Consider the following 18,996-nt stretch of genomic DNA (forward strand, 5'->3'; position numbering starts at 1 on the left):
ATGAAAACGATACTTGTTCCTGTAGGGTCTTCAAAAAACGCAAAATCTCATTTGCAATATGCCGTAGATTTTGCAAAAGCATTTGGTGCTAAATTATATGTAGTTCAAATATATAATGTTTATACCAAAGCAGGAACCATGATAAAAATAGATCATATCCTAGAACGAGAGTCTAAGATGTTCTTAAATGAGCTTGTATCATCAATAGATACTAAAGGAGTAGATATAAGTACAAGAACATTTAAAGGAAAATTAATTGATACTTTAGAGAAGGTTTGTAATGCTTTGGACGTAGACCTAATGCTTATTGAGCCACGTACAAATTCCATTAAGGATGAAGTGTATTTAGGAAAGACTTCTGGAAGAATTGTAAAACGAACTCAAATACCAATTTTAGTTGTTCCAGAAGATTATGTTTATAAGCCTATAGTTAAAATATTAATTGCCTTAAAATCTGCAATTATTAAAAAAGAAGGTGTTTTAAATCCTATAAAATCCATTAAAGGCCAATTTAAGGCAATTGCAAATGCCTTATTGGTAAAAACACCTTATCATAAAGAAGAGGACTTTGTATTAAATGATGAATTAAAAGAAATGTTAACCAACATTACTTATGCTGAAAGCCCAACGACTTTTCAAGCAGTTTTAGAGCATTATAAGAATCATAGCCCAGATTTATTATGTGTAGTAAGGCGTAAACGTGGTTTTTTCTCAAAACTCTGGGAAGAAAATACAATTTTGAAAAAAGACTTCCACAGTTCAAAAATTCCTGTTCTAGTTTTAAGTGGTATGAAATAATTTTTGGGGATGTAGCTCAGCTGGCTAGAGCGCTTGACTGGCAGTCAAGAGGTCGGCGGTTCGAGTCCGCTCTTCTCCACTAAAAGCGCAAGTTTTATTGCGCTTTTTTATTTGTGAATTCTTTAATAGAATTAATGGCACTGCTTAATTCAGCTGAGAGTTCATCTTTCTCCCAAGGATGTTTTGCATTAAAGACGTGGTCAGCACCCTTAATAACTTTTAATTTACAATTAGGATTCCATTTATTCAGATTCCTTCCTTCTTCGATGCTAACCGATGTATCGTTATCACCGTGAATTATTAGGTGAGGAATGGTTAGTTTTTTTATGGCAGATTCAATATTTAATCTTTCTTCATTAGCTTTAAAATCCTCGTAGAATTGATAATAGTGTGGCATTTGTTGCTTTGTTCTTCCATTAAGAACATATTTCACACCACTTTTTTTCCATTCATCTAAATCTCCTATAGTTGCTGTGCGTTTGCTAAAATCGCATACACTAGCCAGTGTAATTAATTTTTTAATTCTCAAATCTTCAGAGGCTTTAATTATTGAAATACCACCACCTCTGCTATGTCCAATTAGTATTATTTGATCTATATCAATATTTTGATGGTCTTTAAATCTTGTTTCAACCCAATCTATGACATCATTTAAATCATCTAGTTCTTTACTATAATTATTATTGCCAAACGCTTCTAAATCTGGAAAATCAATTGGGTTTGTAATAGTACCTCCATTATGAGAAAAATTAAATTTTATAAAACAGTATCGCGATTTTGCAAAGCTTTTTGCCATTAAATCCCAGGCACCCCAATCTTTAAAACCTTTGTATCCATGGCAAAATATAATTATTGGTTGATTGCCGTATATATCTGATTTAAAAACGTCAATTAAAATCGGTTTCTTCCCATGTCTTTCTAAAACTAAGTTTTTACTTATGTTCATTAATTTAATTCTTTTTCGATAAAATTTAACTGTGGATTACAAATTTCGGCAATCAATATTTTTAATTCAACTTCAAAATTGAGCAGTGTATCTTCAGTTATTACTTGATTCTTTGTTCTGGTTTTTGGCGATGTCTTTTTTCCAAATTTCAAGAACCCACTCTTTAGATTTTTAAAAGAAATAATACCGGCTTCAATTGGTAGTTGAAGAGAACATTGTTTGTGCATCATATAAGCGTAACACAATATTTGGAACGACTTACTGTATTTGTCATAATCTGAAGTTATGTCTGCCCACTCTACAATTTCTACCTTACCTTGTTCTACCTTGCCGGTTTTATAATCAATTATTCTTGTCATACCATTAAATTCGTCTACCCTATCAACAGTACCCTTTAATTTAATTGGAAAATCAAAACCATTAATATGTATATCTGTATTTGTTTCTGCTTCAACGGCTACAATTTTTATTTCATTTCCTGCTCTCAAACTTCCTATTTCACTGTTTACAAAAACCTTAATGTAATGTTGAGCTATATTAAAGATAATTAAGTTTTTACCTTTTGTAAAATCACCTTCTTTATACAAATGCTTAAAATGTTTTGTAACCGTTGGTTCTATTAGCAACATGAGTGATTCTAAATACTCTACAGTTAAAAACTGTCCAATCATTGGATCATAAAAATCTTTTAGAGTTTCGTGTATTACTGAACCTAGAGTATTGTAGGCTATATTTTCTTCAACATCTTCAAATTCTTTTATTTTCAGAATTTTTTCATAGTAAAAATCTATTGGGTTTCTTATATAATTACTTAAGGAAGATGGAGAAAAACCTTTTGAAGCAAAACTTTTAATTTCCTTTACGACTAATTCGGTTTTTGGGATTTCTAACAGCTCATTTTCAAGTTTAGGCACTCGTGGTGAGGCGATTAAATGTTTTACACTATGAATACCTTCAATTTCTAATTGAGTGATAAATCTACTTTTCTCACCACCATTTAATGCATCGCTTTCCGTGTTGTAAAGTATATAAACATTTTTAGCACGTTGTAATAAATGATAAAAATGGTACGTGTATACCGCGTCTTTTTCCTTAAATGTTGGTAAGTTGTTTTCAATTTTAACATCAAAAGGAATAAATGAATTATTACTCTTACCAGAAGGCAAAATCCCTTCATTAACTGAACTTATTATAACAGTCTCAAAATCTAACACTCTAGATTCTAGCATTCCCATAATTTGCAACCCTTGGAGTGGCTCGCCTCTAAAATCTAAGGTTTCCGTGTTTAACAGCTCTTTGTAAATGGTATGAAGCCCTAGAACAGAGTTAAGATACTTGTGGTTATCATTTAATGTTTTCATTTGGTTAAAAAGCGCATTAAATCTATATAAATACTCCAATTCAATGCTTCTACTGCTTTTCTTAGAGTCAACGGTTTTTTTAATTTTAAAAACTATCTCAGAGCATTTGTTCAAAGCAATAGTTGGATTATTCTCCCAACTATCAAACAACAAACCAATTAAATCTGCATTGCTTTTTGAGATATCTTTGAGTTTCGTTGTGGATATATAAGCTAAGTTATAAGCTTGTATATGACTTAGGATATTATTGACTGAGTTACCTGACGAAGTTTCAAATAATTGAAATAAGGAAGGGTGTGATAAAATACGTGTTACATCTTTATGATAATAAGATCCTTTATCATTCTTATGTATTGTAAATAAGGCGTCAAAAGCCGAAGCCAATGGAGCATATTTCAATGCTAGACCCATTGTTACATTTAGTTTTTCTACAGATTGAGGTAAGGAATTTAGAACTGGGATTAACAGATTTTCTTCACCTAAAATAACAGCTACATCTTCAAATTTTTTATTATTTGTATGTAATTCTTCCAATAATTGGCCAATATATTTTGCTTGCCCAATAAGTTTCGGAATACCTATAACTTGAATATCTTTTTTCTCTTGATAATTTTTACTCAACCAATTGAATGGTTGCTTTTTAAAATAATTCCATGAGTTTCTATGATGTCTTATAAATAAACCAGCATCATGAATAGGATCTTGAATGAATGCTTCATCAATGTCCCAATAAATATAAGCTAAGTCATTTTGTAGAAGTTCTTGGATAATTATAGATTCCGCCTTATTTAAGGCATTAAAACCAAGAAAAATATGGGTTCTAGAAGGTTTATTTTCAATATATATTTCTAGATTATCACATGCTTCCCTATATATTAATCCTTGATAACCGTTTTTGGTTTTCAGAAGATTCTCTGTAAATTTTGAATAATAATCTTTAAGCTTTCCCCAAAATTTTAAATGGTTCTTAATAAGGTCAGTTTTGTTTTCAGCCTTTGACCAATGGTTAAGTTCAATTATTGCACTTAAGTAGTCGAAAATTTGGTTTTGTTCTACAAGATGCCTGTCTATTTCATTAAAGTCCTGAAGCAAAGTTTGAGCCCATTTCGAGAATGATTCAAAAGCTTCAACTTCCTCATCGGGTGTTAGGCATTTGTAGGCGTCATAAAAAATAAAAAGTAAATCAATATTGGATAACGCCTTTAGTCCAGACAACTCCTCAACAAACTCTTCAATACTTTTAATTTCTGGTGAAAATATTGGCACATCAATCAAATCTGCAAGTTGATGTTTTAAAAATACACCAGCCCTTTTACTGGGTAGAATAAATTGTAGATCTTCAAAATTTAAGTTTTTATTCTTCAGATCTAATAGTACAGACTTTATAAAACTTACCATATAATAAAAATAAAAAACGCTCCGTATATTACGGAGCGTTTTTTATTTATTTATAAAGTATTTTCCTCTTAGTTATCTTTAATAAGAACAACTTCTACACGTCTGTTGTTTGCTCTACCAGAACGTGTTTTATTATTATCTATTGGGTTTGCTTCTCCATATCCTTTTGCATTTAATCTATCAGCAGCAATACCGTTAGCTATTAAATAATCTCTAACTGTGTTAGCTCTTCTTTCAGATAATATTTGATTAGAAGATTTAGATCCAACACTGTCAGTATGACCGTCAATAGAGAACTTAGAATTAGGATACTCTTTTAAAATAGCTGTAATGTTATCTAATACAGCCTTAGATTGATCCTTAATCGATGCTCTACCAGTATCAAATAAGATTGTCTTAGCATACTCATTTAAAGTCTTCATTACCGCTTCAGTTGGTGCTTGTCTTGGACAACCGTCTAATGCAACTTCACCAGCTTCATTCGGACATTTATCATCTTTATCTAATACACCATCACCATCAGTATCTGGCCAAGGACACCCGTTGTTTGCCGCTGGACCTGACTCATTAGGACAGTTATCGTCACCATCAGCAACACCGTCACCATCAGCATCTGGACATCCCATTAATGCTTTTAAACCTGCAACTGTAGGACATTTATCATCTTTATCAACAACACCGTCACCATCACTATCAGGACAACCATTAAATTCGGCTAAACCTGCAGTGTTAGGACAATCGTCTTTAGAATCTTGAATACCATCATTATCAGAATCAGGACATCCGTTAAAAATTTCTAAACCAGCTTCTTCTGGACACGCATCGTCTTGATCGTAGATACCGTCTTTATCAGTATCTGTACCACCAAATTTAAAAATAATACCAGCAGAATGTTGGAAATGCTTTGGTAAATAATCTTCAAAAGCGTGCTTGTACATAGATTGTACCTCTACACCTAATTTTTCGTTAAACCAGTATCTTAAACCTAAGTTTCCGTTTAATGTACCAGCGCCTACATTGTCTAACCAAGTATAACCACCACCTACACCAAGGAAAGGCTCAAATTTTTGAGAATTAATTAAATCTTGGAAACTGTAAGATATCGTACCATCTAAACTGTAATACGATAAATCATTAGCTGGATTAGTTTCTTCTTCTCCAGTACTAGAATTTAACCTTGTACCGAATTTATCAATACTGTTAATAGTACCACCAGCAGTAAAAGTAAAACCATCGCTTAAATATCTAGACACTGCAACTCTAGAAATTGTTGGGAAAATATTCCAGTGATCTGAAACATTAAAATACTCGTCGAAATAAGGCCCTTGAGGTAAATCCTCACCTACTGGATATGCATCAACTGCATTTGTCCCTAAGCTAATTGCCCATGGATTGTTTTTATCTTGCGCATTTGATGTGCTGAAACATACTAAAAGCACTGAAACAAATAATAATCTGCTAAGATTTTTCATATTCTAATTAATTTAATTTTAAGTGTTAATTGTTGGCAAAAGTAAGTTGTTAAATTTTATTAACAAAGACAAATATATAAAAATATTGTAAAAACGCCCTAAAATAGAGAGTTTGTAACCATTTTAAATAATATCTAAAGCTTTTCCAACCTCAACAAATGCCGCAATGGCTTTATCTAATTGATTTGGCTCATGTGCCGCTGATAATTGCACTCTTATTCTTGCCTTATCCTTAGGGACTACTGGATAGAAAAACCCAATCACGTAAATATCCTTTTCAAGCAACATGTTTGCCATTTTCTGTGCTAGTTTGGCATCATATAGCATAACAGGTACAATTGCTGAGTCACCATCAATAATATCAAAACCTGCGGCCTTCATGTTTTTCTTAAAATACTTTGTATTCCAATCTAGCTTGTCTCTTAAGGTTGTGTCGTTTTTTAACATATCAAAAACCTTTATTGATGCACCTACTATAGCAGGTGCTAGAGAATTTGAAAATAAATATGGTCTTGAACGTTGTCTCAAAATTTCAATAATTTCCTTTTTAGCTGTCGTATAGCCACCCATCGCTCCACCCATTGCCTTTCCTAAAGTACCTGTGATAATATCAATTCGTCCCAGTACACCTTTTTCTTCTAAGGTGCCAATACCTGTTTCACCAATAAATCCAGTCGCATGACATTCATCAATCATAACCATTGCATCATACTTTTCAGCCAAATCGCAAATTTTATCTAATGGCGCAACCAATCCATCCATTGAAAACACACCGTCTGTAACTATTATTTTATGTCTTGCACCATTTTCATTAGCTGTGATAAGTTGTTTTTCTAAATCTTTCATATCGTTATTTTGGTAACGATATCTAGCGGCTTTACATAATCTTACTCCGTCAATTATTGAGGCATGATTAAGTGAATCTGAGATTATTGCATCCTCTTTTCCTAATAGAGGTTCAAAAACTCCTCCATTAGCATCAAAAGCTGCAGCGTACAGAATGGTGTCTTCAGTACCATAAAAATCTGATATTTTTTGCTCAAGTTCTTTGTGAATATCTTGTGTACCACAAATAAATCTAACGGAAGACATACCAAAACCATGAGAATCTAATGTGTCTTTGGCTGCTTTTATTACCTCTGGATGTGCTGATAGACCTAAGTAATTGTTTGCACAAAAATTTAAGACTGTTTCTCCTGTGTTTAAAGTAATTTCCGCACCTTGAGGAGAGGTTATAATTCTTTCTTCTTTAAAAAGACCAGCCTCCTTGATTGATTCAATCTCTTTTTGTAAATCATTTTTTATTGCACCGTACATATTATTATAATTTATGATGCAAAGATACGAGCATTCAATTAGACTTCAATAACTTCTATATCTTCATTTATGTAAACTATGAATTTATGAATTACTTTGTAATTCATTTCATTTAGAACATTCTCATAAGCCAGTAATTGATTAGTATAGGATGATTTTTGTTGCCCCGTTTTGTAATCGATAATTACAACTTCATTTTTTGAATTAAAATTTAAACGATCGGGTCTCACTTGTTGCCCTGATTTTGTTATAATATCCTTTTCATTGAAGACTCTGTAATCATTTGTGAAATAGGCTTTTAATTTTTCATGATTAATTACCTTATTAACGACAATCTGAAGTAGCTTTAATACCTCTTTGGAAACATCTCCTGATAAAACCATTTCCTCGAATGCAAAAGAAACGTCTGCTTTTGTTTTTATTTTTGAAAGTAATTCATGGATTAAATTACCTTTCTCCATAGCTTTTTCTTGCTTAGTGTCCCAAAGCAGACCTGATTTAGTAATAATTTGGAGATTGTGATCTTCTTTCTTAGAAGAGATAAGTTTTAAGGCAACTGAATTGACTATGCACTCTCCTGTAGCCTTAATATCTTTTTGTTCGTTTAATCCAAAGTTAAAATCGGTCTCGTTTTCACTCCATTGACCTATAGACTGAAGATAGGATATTAACATACCTGAATATGTTTTGGTATTGAGTTCACCTTTTTTGTTAAAATCTTTTTTTGAAATAATATATAATTGATCAATAGGTCTTGTTAAAGCTACATAGAGAAGATTTATATTATCTAACTCTAATTGAGATTGATGAATGTCGAAAATAGATTTACCTGATACTCCAAAATTTTCAATGTCTTTGTTATAATTTAAAAGAAGGGTATCAAATCCTTCATTTGTATCACTGTCAACTGAAAACCAAACTTTTGGGTCTAGTTCTTTGTAAATATTTAATTCAGCAAATGGGAAAATAACAACTGGAAACTCAAGACCTTTTGACTTATGAATAGTCATAATGTTCACAGCATTTAAATTGTCTGGTGAAGAGATACCAAGTTTTTCTTTTTTCTGTTCAAAATATTCAATGAACTGGCCTATATCAGAGTTTTGTTTCTGGGTGAATTCTAAAACAAAGTCGAGGTAATATTGTAAAAACGCATCAGGTTTATTGTTTAGTTTAAATACCCTAATAATTTCCTCTATTAATTCGTAAAGCGGCAACTGTAATAAGTCAGCAATATCAATAAAATAACCAATTGATTTTAGACTATTAAACAGGTCACTTAGTTTTGTTCTATTATGTTTTAGATAAAAAGAATGCTTGTCATTTATATTATTTAGTTTAGAGATAAAGGTTAAAACTTCAATTTTTATTGGTGAATTATCTGGTTGAACGAGAAGCTTTATGAGGTTATTTATAAAAACAATCTTTTCGGAATTCTTTATTAACAGGGTTTCAGAGGAAGTTATTTCAATGGAATTTTCACTTAAATAATCAGAGACAATTACACCTTCATTGTGTTTTCTAACTAGCACACAAATTTCACTAAGTTTATATCCATTGAAAAGACATTGCTGGATCTTTACTAACACTTTCTTCGAATATAGAACGGAAGCTTCATCATCATCTTCTAGATTATCTATAAAGCTCAGATTTACATAGCCCGTTTTATTTATTGCTACGTTTTGTCTTGAATTTTGATAGAGTTCAGAATAATTATTATCAGAGAAGAAATTCCGACTTAAATAATCAAAAAACTCATTATTGAAATTTACTATTTCTCTGCTACTTCTATAGTTGGTATCTAGGGATTCTACTGAAACTTTAGTTTGAAAAGGATTATTGTTTCTATTATAAAGATCTATAAACTGTTCTACTTTTCCTCCGCGCCATCTGTATATAGCCTGTTTTGCATCCCCCACTAACATTAACGACCCATTGGCAGTAGAAAGTGCATTGTCGATTAATGGAATAAGATTATTCCATTGCATCACAGAAGTATCCTGAAATTCATCAATAAAGTAGTGCTTATACTTTTCCCCTAAACGCTCATAAATAAATGGTGTTGGTTGATCTTTAATTTCATTGCTAATGAGGGTATTAAACTCTGAAATGAGTAGTTTATTTTGTTCCTCCTTGATGGTTTTCAATTCAGATTTTATAGCATTTAAAACAGACAAAGGTGTTAGATTTCTATATAGACCTTTTTGAAGTTTTAGTTCATAATATAATTCTTTAGATTTTTTGAAAAAGCTAATAATATCAGGCTTAATAGCATCTAAAACCTCTTTAATATGATTTGTGGTAGAACTGACAGGATAAAGAGGCTTCTCTTCTAAGTTTAAAATCCAAGTCGCAGAATAATCTACCCTCAAATCTAAGCGCAATAATTTCTTGAAATAGTTTGGAAGGTAGGCTCTTTTACCACCTGTAAAATCAGAGTGTTCTATACCACTTTCAGCAATTAAAGTTAGAGTTGTTTTGGCCAGTTCGTTTATTTCAGTCTCAATAGATTTTATTTTTATAAACAGTTTTGATTTTAACTTTTGGAAATCGGTTAAGCTTTTATTCGCTAATGTATTTAATGCAATGAGATCATTTTCATTAACAAGAAGCTTAGAAATTTTATTAAAGTCATAGCTAACATCCCAACTTTTATCATCGTTTGCTTTTTCTATGGCAAAGTCAACTAAGATTTTGGTCAATTCATTGTCCGTACCTGCCTTACTAATTAAACTTTCAACAGCTTCAGACAATAATCTATCCTTATCTAATTCTACCTCAAAATTAACAGGAAGTTTTAAGTCTTGTGCAAATGTTCTAATAATGCGATGTGTAAAGCCATCAATTGTTGAAATATCAAAAGCACCATAATTATGAATGATGTGTTTTAAAATTTGCTTGGCCTTTATGTGAAGAGATTTGGGAGATATATTTAATTCATTACAGATAGTAACAAACATATCATGAGGTTCATTTATACCTTGTTCTGACGAAAAATGCTTAAGCATATTAATTATGCGCTCTTTCATCTCAGTAACAGCTTTATTCGTAAAGGTAATTGCTAATAAATGTTTGAAAAACTCAGGATTGTCTGAGGCGATTAAAATTTTTAAATAGGATTTGGTAAGTGTGAATGTTTTTCCACTACCTGCTGAAGCGTTGTATATTTTATATGCTGAGTTTTGCAAATGATTAATTTTATACCAAAATAGGGAATCTTAATAATTTATTTAGATTTTCTTATTCCCATTGTTGTAATTTTGTCAATAATGAATTATTAATATAAAACCAAGAAATTATGGCTTTTGAATTACCAAAATTAAAATACGCTTATGATGCTTTAGAGCCACACATTGATGCGCGCACAATGGAGATTCACCACTCAAAGCACCACAATGGATATACTACAAAGCTTAATGCTGCAATAGACGGAACGGATTTAGAAGGAAAATCCATAGAAGACATATTAACAAACTTAGATATGTCTAATTCTGCTGTGAGGAATAATGGCGGAGGATTTTACAACCACAGTCTTTTCTGGGACGTAATGAACCCAGAAGACAGAGGCTATCTATCAGGTGAGTTAAAAGATGCTATTGAATCAGAGTTTGGATCAAAGGACGCTTTTATTGAGTCTTTTAGTAAAGCAGCTGCAACTCAGTTTGGTTCTGGATGGGCTTGGTTATGCGTACATAAAGGAGGAAAAGTTGAAGTATGTTCTACATCTAACCAAGACAACCCTTTGATGCCAGGAGTTAGTTGCGGAGGAACACCAATATTAGGATTAGATGTTTGGGAGCACGCTTATTATTTAAATTATCAAAACAGAAGACCAGATTATATTTCGGCATTTTTTAATGTAATTAACTGGAATGAAATAGAAAGACGCTACGCAGAAGCAAAATAAATTTTATAGAATATTTATCTAAATTACCCAAGTCTTTATGGCTTGGGTTTTTTGTTTTTTAAAAGAGAAGTCCATGAACTAAAAGTTCTTATGTATATAAAATGAAAAAAGGTGAACAGAGAGTTCACCTTTTTTGCCCCAAATCTACCATAAACTTAACCTACTTATGTTATGGTGAATCAAATATAAGCGGACTATAATTTAACAAATGAATTTTTTGGATAAACGACCTATATATTAGTCTAAGAGTGGAAAGAGCAACTAATATTCACATATGTTAATTGCAAATCTAAATTATTTACAGTCATAACTTAAAGTAAAACTTTAATTAAGCCCATAAAAAAAGGTGAACATTGTTCACCTTTTTTTGCCCCAAATCTACCATGAACTTAACCTACTTATGTTATGGTGAGAACAATGTATATTTTATTTGTTAAAACGAAACAAATTTTGGATAAAATGCACAAAACATAGATGAAATACTTATTTTGTCGGACAAAATGGTAATTTATTTAAATTTAATAAGCACGTTCTTTATTGCCTTCATAGAAGTTTATAAAGGCTTTGTTTACAACACGGTTTCCTCCTGGTGTTGGATAATCACCTGTGAAGTACCAATCTCCTAAATGTTTAGGACAAGCCTTATGAAGATTTTCTACAGGTTGAAATATTATTTTTACCTCTGCTTTGACATCAACATCACTCAATAGCTCAGAAATTTTATTAGAAATCTGCTCATCTGAGAAATTGTTATAAATTTCTTTTACGTAGTTTTTTACATTTTTATCATTAATTCCTACTTGAGTAAGACATTTTTTATAAACTTCTTCTACAATACCATATTGATTAGTTTCTTTCAAAAGCACTAATGCTGCCCTAAAGGCTACCAAACTTTCTAAGTTGGCCATGTCAATACCATAACAATCAGGATATCTAATTTGCGGTGCTGAAGAAACTACAATTATTTTTTTAGGACCTAAACGATCCATCATTTTAATTATACTCTTTTTTAACGTAGTACCTCTTACAATACTATCATCAATGATTACAAGATTATCAGTTGGTTTAATAACTCCATAAGTTATATCGTAAACATGAGCTACAAGATCATCTCTGCTACTATCTTCAGTGATAAAGGTTCTAAGTTTTACATCCTTTATTGCAATCTTTTCAATACGAGGTCTTTCAGAAAGTATCTCTTCAACCTTATCTGAAGAAAGACTTCTTTTGCCACTAAGTATGACTTCTGTTTTTTTATGGTTGAGGTGTTCTTCAACCGTATCAATCATTCCGTAGAAAGATGTTTCCGCTGTATTTGGTATATAAGAGAAGACAGTATTCTTTGTGTCATTGTCAATAGCTTCAAGAACTTTTGGCATTAAAAGTCTACCTAACTCTTTTCGTTCTTGATAAATTTCAGCATCACTTCCTCTAGAAAAATAGATACGTTCAAAAGAGCAGGCTTTACGTTCTAACGGTTCTAGAATTTTTTTAATCTGTGTCTGACCAGATTTTTTAGTAATAATAGCATAGCCAGGATCTAATTCTACGACTTCTTCAAAAGGAACATTAAAAACGGTTTGAATAACAGGTCTTTCTGAAGCAACAACAACAACTTCATCATCTTTGTAGTAATATGCCGGTCTTATACCAGCAGGATCTCTTAGGACAAAAGAATCTCCATGGCCAAGTAAACCAGCCATAGCATAACCACCATCCCAATTTTTTGCTGCACGCCTCAAAATTTTACTAACCTTTAAACGCTTAGCAATTAGAGGAGAGCATTCAATTTTTGAATACCCTTCTTTTTTAAGGTCTTTATAGATTTTTGACACAGCATCATCCAAAAAGTGACCTATCTTTTCCATAACAGTAATAGTGTCGGCTTTTTCTTTTGGGTGTTGCCCAATCTCCACCAAATTATCAAAAAGTTCAGTTACATTGGTCATATTAAAATTACCCGCAACAATGAGGTTTCTATGCATCCAATTATTTTGCCTTAAAAATGGATGCACACTTTCAACACTATTCTTTCCAAATGTTCCATAACGCACATGGCCAAGCAGAAGTTCTCCTATGTAGGGTATATTTTTCTTCTGAAGTTCAACGTTATTTTGGTATTCAGGGTTTTTAGCGATATCAGAATTTATGCGATCATTAATTTGAGAGAAAATATCTTGAATTGGTTGTTGAGCAATAGATCTTACTCGACTTATATAGCGCTCACCGGGATTAGTATCTAATTTAATACTTGCAAAACCAGCACCATCTTGACCTCTGTTGTGCTGTTTCTCCATCATTAAATACATTTTATTAACACCATAAAATGCACTGCCATACTTTTCTTTATAGTATTCTAAAGGTTTTAAAAGTCTTATAAGTGCTATACCACACTCGTGTTTTATTGCATCACTCATTTTATGTAATAAAAAACGCGCTCTATTTCTGAGCGCGTCAAGTTACGTTAATTCTATATCAAATTGCGTTAGACTTTTAAATTGGTCTAAGCGTTTATACACTTCGTTATCTTTTAAATTCTGCATACGTTCAGTGCCAAATTTTTCTACACAAAAAGAAGCTAAGGTAGATCCGTAAATTACAGCGTTTTTCATATTTTCAAATGAATAATCTTCTGTTTTTGCTAAATATCCTGTAAATCCTCCAGCAAACGTGTCGCCAGCACCTGTTGGATCAAACACTTCTTCTAATGGGAGTGCAGGAGCATAAAAAACACTGTCATTGTGAAACAATAATGCGCCATGCTCTCCTTTCTTAATTACTACAAATTTTGGCCCCATTTCATGAATTTTTCTTGCCGCTACAACCAAGGAGTATTCTCCTGTTAGCTGTCTCGCTTCTTCATCATTTATAGTAATTACATCTATGTGCTTAATGGTATTATGTAAATCTTCTAAAGCACAGTCCATCCAAAAATTCATAGTATCAAGTACCACTAATTTTGGTTTTTTGGTCATTTGATTTAAAACACTCATTTGAGTTAATGGATGAAGATTACCCAACATAACAACTTCGGCATCCTTATAATCTTCAGGGACTTTAGGTTCAAAATTTGTAAGTACATTTAGTTCAGTAACTAAAGTGTCTCTAGAATTCATGTCATTATGATATTTTCCGCTCCAGAAAAAGGTTTTACCTTCTTCAACTATTTCAATTCCAGAAACATCAATGTTTTGGTTGGCCATATAGTCTAAATATTCCTGTGGGAAATCACCACCAACTACTGATACGACAGCAGAATTTATATTGAATTTTGATGCCGCAAGGGCTATAAACGTACCTGCGCCACCAAGGATTTTATCGGTTTTACCAAATGGAGTTTCAATAGCATCAAATGCTACTGTACCGACAATCACTAATTTACCCATTAAAGTAAGTTTGATTAAGGTGCAAATTTAAGTAAAATAAATTCCTTTGAAAATAATTACTCGCTTCATTAATTAAATGTAGCAAAAGCATCATTTATTTTATCAATTCTTAGCATTTTATAGTCTAAAATGTAGTTTTGGTAAACTCTCCAAGGAGCTTTATCTCCTTGATTTGGAAGTATGTTTTTTGCTCGATGAATATAACCTGAATTTAAATTCAACAATGGTGTTGGTTTAAGTTCGGCATCTTTTGTTTTTGGGCAAATAAACTGTAAGTTGTTTTTATCCATATATCTAAGAACACGTGCAATGTATTCACTGGTTAAATCGCTTTTTAAAGTCCAAGATGCATTTGTATATCCGACAAAGAGAAATAAATTAGGAATATCACTTAACATGCAGCCCTTGTAAACAAAAAGTTTTGAAATATCAATAAGTTGACCATCAATAGAAATACTTACTCCACCTAAAGGTAATATCCTTAAACCGGTTGCGCTTACAATGACATCTGCCTTTAGCTCTTTTCCAGATTCTAAAACAATACCAGTTTCGTTCAAGTGGTCTATTGTATCGGTTTCAACCGAAGCTTTACCTTCTCTGATAGATTTAAACAAATCACCATCTGGTGCCAAACAAAATCGTTGTTCCCAAGGGTTGTAATTAGGTGTAAAATGTGGATGAACAGGTACATCTCCTAGTTCCTTCTGTGCTTTTTTAACGATGTACTTTTTCATGGTATTCGGCCATTTTCTACAGGCATTAAAAAAGGCCATATCTAAGACCACATTCTTAATTCTAATAGCTTGATGTGCCATTTTTTTGGGCAATATGAATTTAAAGAATTTAGCCACCACATCTTTATTGGGTAGTGCTCCCACATAGGTTGGTGACCTTTGGAGCATGGTAATATGGCTTACAGTTTCTGCAATTTTTGGGACTATTGTTACTGCAGTTGCGCCACTGCCTATTACTACTACTTTTCTATGGTCTAATTCTAAATTTTTGGGCCAGTTTTGTGGGTGAACAAATTCTCCTTTGTAATCAGCTAATCCTTTATAATTGGGTGTATATCCTCTATCATAATTATAGTACCCACTGCAATTAAAAATAAATTTAGAAGTATAGGTGGTTCTATTGTTAGACTTGGTATGAACTGTTGTTATATACCATAGGTTATTTTTAGAATTAAAGTCGTACGAAATAGCGCGTTGATTATAAGTTATCTTGTCATTGACATTATATTCTCTAGAAGCTTCATTGAGATATTTTAAAATGGAGGGTGCATCTGCAAAGGATTTTGCATCATCCCAAGTTTTAAAAGAATATCCAAAAGTATACATGTCAGAATCAGATCGCACACCAGGGTATTTGAACAAATCCCAGGTGCCTCCAAGGGATTCTCTAGATTCTAATATTAAATAAGATTTTTCTGGATTTTTGCGAGTTAAGTGACATGCTGCTCCAATTCCCGAAAGCCCAGCGCCAATAATTATAATGTCATAAAAATCGTTATCCATCTTAATTCTATTTCCTGCCGAAATCTGCAGGAATCTCTCCCCAAGCTTTTGTTTCCCATTTAACAATAGTAGTTGAAAACTTATTTTCTTTTAACCAATTTATTGCTCTGTCCACCAATTCAAAAAGCGGTTTGTTTTTATCGGTTTTTTTAAGTTTTGTATTACAATTTTTCTTTTTAATCCAGCTCATTGCTGTTCTAGAGTCAGTATAGATAATCCGATTACTCTTTTTTTGTTTTAAAAAAGCTAACCCATGTACAATTGCTAAAAACTCTCCAATGTTGTTAGTTCCTTCTTCAAAAGGTCCTTGAATGAATAGTTGTCTTTTTGTTTTTGTTTCTACACCTCGATATTCCATTTTGCCCGGATTACCGCTTACTGCAGCATCTACGCAAATAGAATTTGGATTAGGTTCGCCTATTTTTTTTAGTTGTTCTTCTGAAAGTTCACTTTTAAAAGTCTTAGATTTCCCTATGAATTCTTTTGGCCCTTCCCTGTATGCCTTTTTAGCGGCATCAAATGTTTTGAAGGATTTGTACTGTGCCCCTTTAAAATTCTTAATTTGAGCTTTGCAATCGTCCCACGTCTCAAAAACACCAGCGTTATGACCCTTCCAAACCGTATAGTATTTCTTTTTCTTTTTACTCATTAAGCAAATCATTAACTACAATAGGAAAATGCTCCATTTCTAAAAGGTGAATTTTAGAGGCTACATCCTCTGGTGTATCTGATGGTAAAACATCACATTTTGCTTGAAAAATTATCGCGCCTTCGTCATAATTTTCATTTACATAATGAATTGTGATGCCAGTTTCTTTTTCATTATTTGCAACAACAGCTTCGTGCACATGCATACCGTACATTCCTTTACCACCGTATTTAGGGAGAAGTGCTGGGTGTATATTTATTACCCTATTGTTAAAATGGTCAAGAATAAAGTTAGGGAATTTCCACAAAAATCCTGCTAACACAATTAGATCTGGGTTTTGTAGTTTTAAGATATTTAGAATATCGTCAGACTTAGAAAAAGCGACTCTATTGAATGCCAATGCGCTAATATTTAACCTTTTACATCTTTCTAATACTTTGGCACGAGGATTGTTAGTCATTACCTGAATAACAGCGACATTATCAATGTTGTGAAAAAACTTAATTAAATTTTCAGCATTAGATCCGCTACCGGACGCAAAAATTACTACACGTTTCATATACTACTTATCAATGTACTATTATTCAAAACAAAAAAAAGAATAATAATTAACAATTAGACGCAATTCAGTAACAGATGTATCGAATTTTGCCATCTATGGGCACATTTTATCGGTAAAGATGTTTTTTAAAAATAAAGTTTTTTATTTTTGCGGTCTAATTAAAACTTAAAATTAAAAGATTATGTCAGACATTGCATCAAGAGTAAAAGCGATTATCGTAGACAAATTGGGTGTTGATGAAAACGAGGTTGTAACAGAAGCAAGCTTCACTAATGATTTAGGAGCTGATTCGTTAGACACTGTTGAATTAATAATGGAATTTGAAAAGGAATTTGATATTCAAATCCCAGATGATCAAGCTGAAAATATTGCAACAGTTGGTCAAGCTATTTCTTATATAGAAGAAGCTAAATAATAATTTTTTTATGGAATTAAAGCGAGTTGTAGTTACTGGTTTAGGTGCACTTACACCAATTGGCAATACCAAGGATGAATATTGGAATGCGTTAATTAGTGGTAAAAGTGGTGCCGCACCTGTAACGCATTTTGATGCGGAGAAATTTAAAACTCAGTTCGCTTGTGAAATAAAAAACTTTGAAGTTACTGACTTTATTGATAGAAAGTTAGCAAGGAAAATGGATAAGTTTTCGCAGTATGCAATGGTTGCTTCAGATGAAGCAATTGCTGACTCAAAACTTGATCTTGATTCTCTAAACAAATACAGAGTAGGAGTAATTTGGGGTGCCGGAATAGGTGGTTTAAAAACATTTCAAGACGAGGTGTTAAATTTCGCTGCAGGTGACGGTAGTCCACGTTTCAATCCTTTCTTTATTCCAAAAATGATAGCTGATATAGCCCCTGGAAACATATCTATTAAATATGGGTTTATGGGTCCAAACTATACAACTGTATCTGCATGTGCGTCTTCCGCAAATTCAATGATTGATGCTCTAAACACTATTAGATTAGGACATTGTGATGTTGTAATTACAGGAGGTAGCGAAGCAGCAGTTACTATCGCAGGTATGGGTGGTTTTAATGCTATGCATGCTATGAGTACAAGAAATGATAGTCCAGAAACAGCTTCAAGACCATTTGATGCGAACCGTGATGGTTTTGTGTTAGGTGAAGGAGCAGGGTCAATTATTTTAGAAGAGTACGAGCATGCAAAAGCAAGAGGCGCAAAAATATACGCTGAGGTAGTAGGGGGAGGATTATCCTCAGACGCTTATCATATGACAGCACCACACCCTGATGGGATAGGAGTTGTTGCAGTAATGAAAAATTGTTTAGAGAACGCCGGATTAAATCCTGAAGATGTAGATCATATTAATACACACGGAACATCAACTCCATTAGGTGATGTTGCAGAACTAAAAGCTATATCAGAAGTATTTGGCGACCACGCTAAGAATATAAATATTAATTCTACAAAATCAATGACAGGTCACTTGTTGGGTGCTGCAGGAGCTATTGAAGCTATCGCTTCAATTTTGGCTATGGAACATGGTATTATACCACCAACAATAAATCATGATACTGTTGATGAAAATATAGACCCAGAATTAAATTTAACACTCAACAAAGCTCAGAAACGAGATATTAAAGTCGCAATGAGTAATACATTTGGATTTGGTGGACACAACGCTTGTGTATTATTTAAAAAATTAGATTAAATCCCGA

The 18,996-nt window shown here is 32.6% G+C and carries 14 protein-coding genes and 1 tRNA gene; 5 read left to right on the forward strand and 10 right to left on the reverse strand.

The annotated features are described in order from the left end of the window. Entirely contained in the window at positions 1–798 is a 798-nt protein-coding gene (locus ACFWV9_RS04545; protein WP_411894052.1) for a universal stress protein, read from the forward strand. Positions 799–803: 5 nt separating this feature from the next. Next, a tRNA-Ala gene (locus ACFWV9_RS04550) sits at positions 804–877 on the forward strand. 15 nt (positions 878–892) lie between these two features. Here ACFWV9_RS04550 and ACFWV9_RS04555 read toward each other — a convergent pair. The 5 genes from ACFWV9_RS04555 to ACFWV9_RS04575 all read right to left on the reverse strand — a co-directional run bounded on the left by ACFWV9_RS04555 (position 893) and on the right by ACFWV9_RS04575 (position 10,480). Next, the gene (locus tag ACFWV9_RS04555) at positions 893–1,744 is read right to left on the reverse strand and encodes an alpha/beta hydrolase family protein (protein WP_411894053.1); all 852 of its coding nucleotides are present in this window, start codon (positions 1,742–1,744) and stop codon (positions 893–895) included. Beyond that, on the reverse strand, positions 1,744–4,503 hold the full coding sequence (locus tag ACFWV9_RS04560; RefSeq protein ID WP_411894054.1) for a PD-(D/E)XK nuclease family protein: 2,760 nt from the start codon (positions 4,501–4,503) through the stop codon (positions 1,744–1,746). The genes ACFWV9_RS04555 and ACFWV9_RS04560 overlap by 1 nt, the downstream gene beginning before the upstream one ends. 68 nt (positions 4,504–4,571) lie before the next feature. Further along, positions 4,572–5,975, reverse strand: a complete 1,404-nt coding sequence (locus ACFWV9_RS04565) for an OmpA family protein (protein WP_411894055.1) — start codon at positions 5,973–5,975, stop codon at positions 4,572–4,574. 123 nt (positions 5,976–6,098) lie between these two features. Then, positions 6,099–7,292: a glycine C-acetyltransferase gene (gene kbl / locus ACFWV9_RS04570; RefSeq protein WP_411894056.1), complete on the reverse strand. Its 1,194-nt coding sequence runs from the start codon at positions 7,290–7,292 to the stop codon at positions 6,099–6,101. A 38-nt stretch (positions 7,293–7,330) separates the two neighbouring features. Continuing rightward, positions 7,331–10,480: a UvrD-helicase domain-containing protein gene (locus ACFWV9_RS04575; protein ID WP_411894057.1), complete on the reverse strand. Its 3,150-nt coding sequence runs from the start codon at positions 10,478–10,480 to the stop codon at positions 7,331–7,333. A gap of 110 nt (positions 10,481–10,590) precedes the next feature. Here ACFWV9_RS04575 and ACFWV9_RS04580 point away from each other — a divergent pair, with 110 nt between their 5' ends. Next, positions 10,591–11,199 (forward strand): superoxide dismutase, encoded by a 609-nt coding sequence (locus tag ACFWV9_RS04580; RefSeq protein WP_411894058.1) that lies wholly within the window; start codon positions 10,591–10,593, stop codon positions 11,197–11,199. A gap of 518 nt (positions 11,200–11,717) precedes the next feature. On the opposite strand, the gene ACFWV9_RS04585 is transcribed toward ACFWV9_RS04580, so the two are convergent. The 5 genes from ACFWV9_RS04585 to purN all read right to left on the reverse strand — a co-directional run bounded on the left by ACFWV9_RS04585 (position 11,718) and on the right by purN (position 17,310). Then, positions 11,718–13,616: an amidophosphoribosyltransferase gene (locus ACFWV9_RS04585; protein WP_411894059.1), complete on the reverse strand. Its 1,899-nt coding sequence runs from the start codon at positions 13,614–13,616 to the stop codon at positions 11,718–11,720. A 42-nt stretch (positions 13,617–13,658) separates the two neighbouring features. Further along, complete coding sequence (locus ACFWV9_RS04590) at positions 13,659–14,585, reverse strand: PfkB family carbohydrate kinase (protein WP_411894060.1); 927 nt, start codon at positions 14,583–14,585, stop codon at positions 13,659–13,661. Between the two features lie 68 nt (positions 14,586–14,653). Next, positions 14,654–16,102 carry a flavin-containing monooxygenase gene (locus ACFWV9_RS04595; protein ID WP_411894061.1) on the reverse strand — a complete coding sequence of 483 codons (1,449 nt, stop codon included), beginning with the start codon at positions 16,100–16,102 and terminating at the stop codon, positions 14,654–14,656. 7 nt (positions 16,103–16,109) lie between these two features. Then, positions 16,110–16,751, reverse strand: a complete 642-nt coding sequence (locus ACFWV9_RS04600; RefSeq protein ID WP_411894062.1) for a viroplasmin family protein — start codon at positions 16,749–16,751, stop codon at positions 16,110–16,112. Then, a complete protein-coding gene (gene purN / locus ACFWV9_RS04605) occupies positions 16,744–17,310 on the reverse strand; it encodes a phosphoribosylglycinamide formyltransferase (protein WP_411894063.1) in 567 nt (188 codons plus the stop codon). The genes ACFWV9_RS04600 and purN overlap by 8 nt, the downstream gene beginning before the upstream one ends. Positions 17,311–17,494: 184 nt before the next feature. Between purN and ACFWV9_RS04610 the strand changes: the two genes are divergently transcribed. Both ACFWV9_RS04610 and fabF read left to right on the forward strand, forming a co-directional pair. After that, positions 17,495–17,728 carry an acyl carrier protein gene (locus ACFWV9_RS04610; RefSeq protein WP_008269813.1) on the forward strand — a complete coding sequence of 78 codons (234 nt, stop codon included), beginning with the start codon at positions 17,495–17,497 and terminating at the stop codon, positions 17,726–17,728. Positions 17,729–17,738: 10 nt separating this feature from the next. Beyond that, positions 17,739–18,989 carry a beta-ketoacyl-ACP synthase II gene (gene fabF / locus ACFWV9_RS04615; RefSeq protein WP_411894064.1) on the forward strand — a complete coding sequence of 417 codons (1,251 nt, stop codon included), beginning with the start codon at positions 17,739–17,741 and terminating at the stop codon, positions 18,987–18,989. Positions 18,990–18,996 lie beyond the last annotated feature (7 nt).

This window comes from Winogradskyella sp. A2, from assembly GCF_046762865.1.
Lineage (GTDB): Bacteria > Bacteroidota > Bacteroidia > Flavobacteriales > Flavobacteriaceae > Winogradskyella.